This window comes from Streptomyces triticirhizae, assembly GCF_003696235.1.
GTDB lineage: Bacteria > Actinomycetota > Actinomycetes > Streptomycetales > Streptomycetaceae > Streptomyces > Streptomyces triticirhizae.
Genome location: NZ_RFFJ01000301.1, coordinates 1 through 4966 on the forward strand (window position 1 = coordinate 1; position 4966 = coordinate 4966).

A 4966-nucleotide genomic window follows, 5' to 3' on the forward strand; every position below is an offset into this window, starting at 1 on the left:
CGGGCCCCGCGCCCTCGCCGTCGCGCTGTCCGTGCGCGCCCCGCGAGCGCCCACCCGCGGAGGGCGCGTTCTCCCGGAGGCCCGCGCGGCAGCGCACCGCCCGCGCGGCCAGCGCACCGCGCAACGTCCGCGTGCGCCGGGGGAGTTCGGCGGGCCCCGGCCGCCGGACGCCGTGACCGATGCCACGCGGGGTGGCCTGCTTTCGGGTTGGCAGCCCGGGGCGGGGACCGCTAGCCTCCTTGACGTTCGGGTAGACGATTCGAGGCCCTGGCCGCTCACCACAACGACGTCCGAGCGTCCGGAACGGTGGGCAGGTGTCCGTTCGTTCCACGGGCACCGGTGGTGGGTCGACCCCATCCAGGGGCGCACGCCGGCGGTTCGTTCCCGGGGCGTGGCCTCGGTTCCCCGACACGACGACGAGAGGACCCGGAGGTCCGTGAACGCATCGCGCGCTCCCCACGCAGGCCCGACCCCGACGGCGCCGTCCGCGCCCCGGTCGGGCGCCCGCCGTCACCGACGCACCGGGAGGAGCCACCGATGACCGAGCCCGTTCTCCCGCGCCGCGCTGGCGTGGCGCCGCTCGCCCCGCTCCCCGCCGACTTCCGCGCCTTCCACCAGATGTACCGGCCCGCCTATGTGCGCTGGGCCGAGCTGTACCTGGGCAACCGGGAGCACGCCGAGGAGGCCGTGGACCACGCCTTCGAGCAGCTGGCCGCCGACTGGGCCGAGGCGCTGCGCGTGGACAGCCCGGCCGGCTTCGCCTGGGCCGCGTTCAAGCGCCACATCGTCGAGACCGCCAGGGCCAGGGGGCGCCGCCCCGTGGTCATGGACACCGCCGCCTTCGAGACCGAGGCGCTGCACAACGCGGTCGACCCGATAGGCGAGTTGGAGGAGAGCCTCAGCCTCTACCAGGCGATCAGCGAACTCCCCGAGCGGCAGCACGACGTGATCGTCCTCCGTTACTGCATCGGCTACAGCACCGAGGAGACGGCCGACATCCTGGGGCTGACCGTGCCGGGCGTCCGTTCCACCGCGCGTTACGCCAGACACCGGCTCAAGGAGACACTGGGGATCGAGCCCACGGAGGGCGGCGAGCGGAGCCAACGGGAGGAGGTCGGGGAACTGTGACGGTGACCATCGAGCAGCTCCTCGCCCGGGCCGTCCTGGCCCGCAGGCCCCACACCTACAGCCAGCAGGAGATCGAGGCGGCCGAGCAGCGCATCGCGGCCGGGATCGGCGTCTGCTCGCACCGGGAGAACGGCCTCGGCGGCGGGCTGCCGCCGGACTGTCCCGCCGAGTCGCCCGGGGTGGCCGGCGAGGCGGAGGCCCGGTCGCTGCTGGAGATCCTCTGTCGCACCGTGGTCGAGCAGAACGGCGCGCTCCAGCACATGGGGGCGCTCCTCGGGCGGCGCATTCCGCAACCGGACGGCGCACGGGTGTTGGGATGCGCCCTCCAGCTGGCCGGGCAGGAGGAGTCGGCGCGCTTCTGGTGGCAGTTCGCCGCCGGAGCGGGCGACGGGGCCGCCGCCTACTGCCTCTATCTGCACCACCTCACCCTCGGGGAGGAGTGGGAGGCCGAGCTGTGGCACCGCCAGGCCGACCCCGCCCACCACCCGCACCCCGACGAGGACGAGCTGCCGGACGGCAGCAGCCCGGGCCTCGTGCTGCGGGTCCTCGCCCTCCTCCACCGTGGCGAGGACTACCTCACCGAGGCCGCCTCGGCCGTCATCCACTACCTCCCGGACGCCGTGCAGTTCGTCGACGAGATCGAACTCCCGCTCCCCACGGCCGACTTCGCGCAGCGAATCGAAGAACTGACCGCCACCGGCTGAACGTTTGGTCCGCCGCCCTCCCTCCTGCGGGGGAATCCCCCCGCCATCCGGGTTCTCCCGGAATACCGTGGGCAACTCTGGTCTCGCGACGTCGTGATCCGTCCGAAGGCAGTCAGGCCAACTGCCGCGCCAGAGCACCGCACCGCGTCTCATGGAGGAACCAGATGGCAAGCATCCGCACCGCCCGCGTTCTCGCCACCCTTGCCGCCACGCCGCTTCTGCTCGGTGCCGTCAGCGGGGTCGCCCACGCCGTCGACGACAACGCGATCGCCGGCAGCGTCGCGAGTGGCGTCGGAGACGACAACAACGGCAACTACTCGGGCACCCAACAGGCGGCGTCCGGTCTCGGCGCGAGCAACGAGAGCAACACCGTGAACGTGAACGAGTCGGCCTTCACCTTCGTCGACCAGTCGGACAACACGTACTACACGCTGGTCTTCGACGTCTTCTAGGCCGCTCGTTCATCGGCGGGCCCCGGCCGGCCGTCGGCGGCGTCCGGGGTGCGTCGTCGGTGGCCGGCCGGTCGGGCGGCCGGCACCGAGCGGTTCGGCGCGCGGGCGCACCTTCGGGTGCGTCCGCGCGTTCGTGCGTTCGCGCGTTCGCCCCCGTGCGTTCGCGTGCGCGAGGAGACCCCGGCCGGCAACCCCCCGGTGGTATCAGGTGAATCCCTGAGCCGCCCTGAGGGTCGGGAGGAGATCCCCTCCACCCTGGGGAGGTGGAGCCAGCCCCACTTCTACACCCTGGGAGGGAGAAGCCATCGAGACCTGGGGCCGATCCGCTGCGGGGCGAAGTCTCCTAGTTTGTAGGACATGACCACGCCCAGGACAGTCCAGCCGGTCACGCCGCTGACGTTCACCTCCTATGTGCGGGCCCGTGGCCCGGTGCTGCTGCGCACCGCCCGTTCGCTCACCTCCAACCCCAGCGACGCCGAGGACCTGCTCCAGACCGCGCTCACCAAGACCTATCTGGCCTGGGAGCGGATCGAGGACCACCGGGCGCTGGACGGCTACGTTCGCCGTGCCCTGGTCAACACCCGCACCTCGCAGTGGCGCAAGCGCCGGGTCGACGAGTACGCGGTGGACGAGCTGCCCGAGCCTGACCCGCTGCCGCAGCCCGACCCGGCGGAGCAGCAGGCCGTGCGCGACGCGATGTGGCAGGCCGTGCTCCGGCTCCCCGCGCGCCAACGGGCCATGGTCGTCCTGAGGTACTACGAGGACATGAGCGAGGCCGCCACCGCCGAGCTGCTCGGCGTCTCCGTCGGCACCGTGAAGTCCGCCGTCTCCCGGGCGCTCGCCAAGCTGCGCGAGGACCAGGAGCTGGCGGAGGTCACCAGGGCCGAGGACCCGGAGCCGGTCGCCGGCCAGGTGGCGCCGACCCAGGACGGCCAGGCCATGGCGGCCTGAGGCCGCCGCCGGCCGCTTCGGCTCCTGCCGACTCCGACGCCAACTCCGACGCCGCTCTGATGCCGACTCCGACGCCAACTCCGCTCAGTGCGCGCCGATCGCTCAGTGCGCGCCGATCTTGGTCAGCAGGTCCACGATCTTGGCCTGCACCTCGGGCTGGGTCGAGCGCTCGGCCAGGAACAGCACCGTCTCGCCCGAGGCCAACTGCGGCAACTGCGCCGGGTCCATGTCCGCCGCCGTGTAGACCACGAACGGGGTGCGGTTGAGCAGCCCGTTGACCCGCAGCCAGTCGATGATGCCGGCCCGCCGCCTGCGCACCTGGTGCAGGTCCATGACCACCAGGTTGGGCCGCAGCTGCGCCGCCAGCTCCATCGCCGCCGCGTCCGAGGGGGCGTGCGCCGCCCGCATTCCGCGCCGCTCCAACGAGGCGGCCAGCGCGTCGGCGATCACCTGCCGCTCCTCCACCAGCAGCACCCTGGGCGGATGCTGCTCGCTGTCCCTGGGCGCGAGCGCCTTCAGCAGCACCGCCGGGTCGGCGCCATAGGCCGCGTCCCGGCTCGCCTGCCCCAGGCCGGCCGTCACCAACACGGGCACCTCGGCCGCCACCGCCGCCGCGCGCAGCGACTGGAGCGCCGTCCTGGTGATCGGGCCGGTGAGCGGGTCGACGAAGAGCGCGGCGGGATAGGCCGCGATCTGCGCGTCCACCTCCTCGCGGGAGTGGACGATCACCGGCCGGTAGCCACGGTCGGTCAGTGCCTGCTGCGTCGAGACGTCGGGCTCGGGCCAGACCAGCAGCCGGCGCGGGTTGTCCAGCGGCTCGGGCGGCAACTCGTCGTCGGCCGGACCCTGTTGACGGAGCGCTCCGCCGCCGCGCTCGCCCTGCGCCTCGGTGACCTCGACCGCGCCGTTGGGGCCGTCCAACGGCTCCGGCCCCTCGGCCGTGCCGGCCGCCGGCGCGCTGATCGCGTACTCGCGACCGCGCCCCTGGGACTCGGCCGGCGCCACGGGCGCCGGCGAGGAGCCGGCGGCGGCCGGTCGGTTCAGGCGGGGATCGTCGTCGTCCGGGGGCGCGGCCAACTTGCGGCGCCGGGTCGGGGCCTGCTGCGGGACCGGCCTGGCCGGCGTCTCCTGGCGGGGCTGCGGCCTAGCGCCGCCCCTGACCTGCGGGGGCACCGGAACGCCCTGCCCCAACGTCTGCACGCTCACGCCGGGGGCGTGTTGCTCGGGGCGCGCGCGCTCGCTTCCCGGCATGGGGAGGGGGCGCGGGCGCCGGGGCGCGGGCGCCGGGGCCATGGTGCCGTCCAGGATGGGGCTGGCCGCCACCACCGAGTGTTCGACGGGCGCCGGCTCCTCGGCCGGCCCCTGCTCCCCGGGGGCCTGGCCGGCCGGCCCCTGGTCGGCCGGCGCCGGCTCCTCGGGCGGCTGGGCCGCCGGGGGCATCGGCGCCTGGGGCGCGCCGGGCGCCTGCGGAACCGGGCCGTACACCGGCGGCTCCTGGCCGGGGACCTGCTCGAACTCGGGCTGTCCCTGCGGCGGTTGGGGTTGCGGGGCCTGGCCCTGGGGCGGCTGGCCGGCCGGGCCCTGCACGGGCTGCCCCTGCACGGGCTGTCCCTGAACGGGCTGCCCCTGTCCGGCGGGGGGCGCGGGGGCGGCCAGTTCGTAGGAGGTGGCGTTGGGGTCGGGCTGCGGCCCGAAAGGCGCCGGCGCGGGGCCGGGCGCGGGCGCCGGGTT

The 4966-nt window shown here is 74.6% G+C and carries 4 protein-coding genes and 1 pseudogene; 4 read left to right on the forward strand and 1 reads right to left on the reverse strand.

What is annotated here, in order from left to right; translation table 11 throughout:
* The first annotated feature begins 537 nt into the window (after positions 1 to 537).
* The 4 genes from EBN88_RS28545 (at position 538) to EBN88_RS28560 (ending at position 3235) form a co-directional block, all read left to right on the forward strand.
* Positions 538 to 1128 (forward strand): sigma-70 family RNA polymerase sigma factor, encoded by a 591-nt coding sequence (locus tag EBN88_RS28545; RefSeq protein WP_122399908.1) that lies wholly within the window; start codon positions 538 to 540, stop codon positions 1126 to 1128.
* The gene (locus EBN88_RS28550) at positions 1125 to 1832 is read left to right on the forward strand and encodes a hypothetical protein (protein ID WP_122399909.1); all 708 of its coding nucleotides are present in this window, start codon (positions 1125 to 1127) and stop codon (positions 1830 to 1832) included. Before EBN88_RS28545 ends, EBN88_RS28550 begins: the two co-directional genes overlap by 4 nt.
* A 164-nt stretch (positions 1833 to 1996) precedes the next feature.
* Positions 1997 to 2284, forward strand: a complete 288-nt coding sequence (locus EBN88_RS28555) for a hypothetical protein (protein ID WP_122399910.1) — start codon at positions 1997 to 1999, stop codon at positions 2282 to 2284.
* A 357-nt stretch (positions 2285 to 2641) separates the two neighbouring features.
* Positions 2642 to 3235: a SigE family RNA polymerase sigma factor gene (locus EBN88_RS28560; protein ID WP_122399911.1), complete on the forward strand. Its 594-nt coding sequence runs from the start codon at positions 2642 to 2644 to the stop codon at positions 3233 to 3235.
* 102 nt (positions 3236 to 3337) lie between these two features.
* Here the strand turns inward: EBN88_RS28560 and EBN88_RS31390 are convergent.
* Positions 3338 to 4966, reverse strand: a pseudogene (locus tag EBN88_RS31390) (PAS domain S-box protein); the annotation flags it as partial.

Coding starts and splice junctions, on each gene's coding strand:
- EBN88_RS28545 (WP_122399908.1), top strand. CDS start 538: ATGACCGAGCCCGTTCTCCCGCGCCGCGCTGGCGTGGCGCCGCTCGCC.
- EBN88_RS28555 (WP_122399910.1), top strand. CDS start 1,997: ATGGCAAGCATCCGCACCGCCCGCGTTCTCGCCACCCTTGCCGCCACG.
- EBN88_RS28560 (WP_122399911.1), top strand. CDS start 2,642: ATGACCACGCCCAGGACAGTCCAGCCGGTCACGCCGCTGACGTTCACC.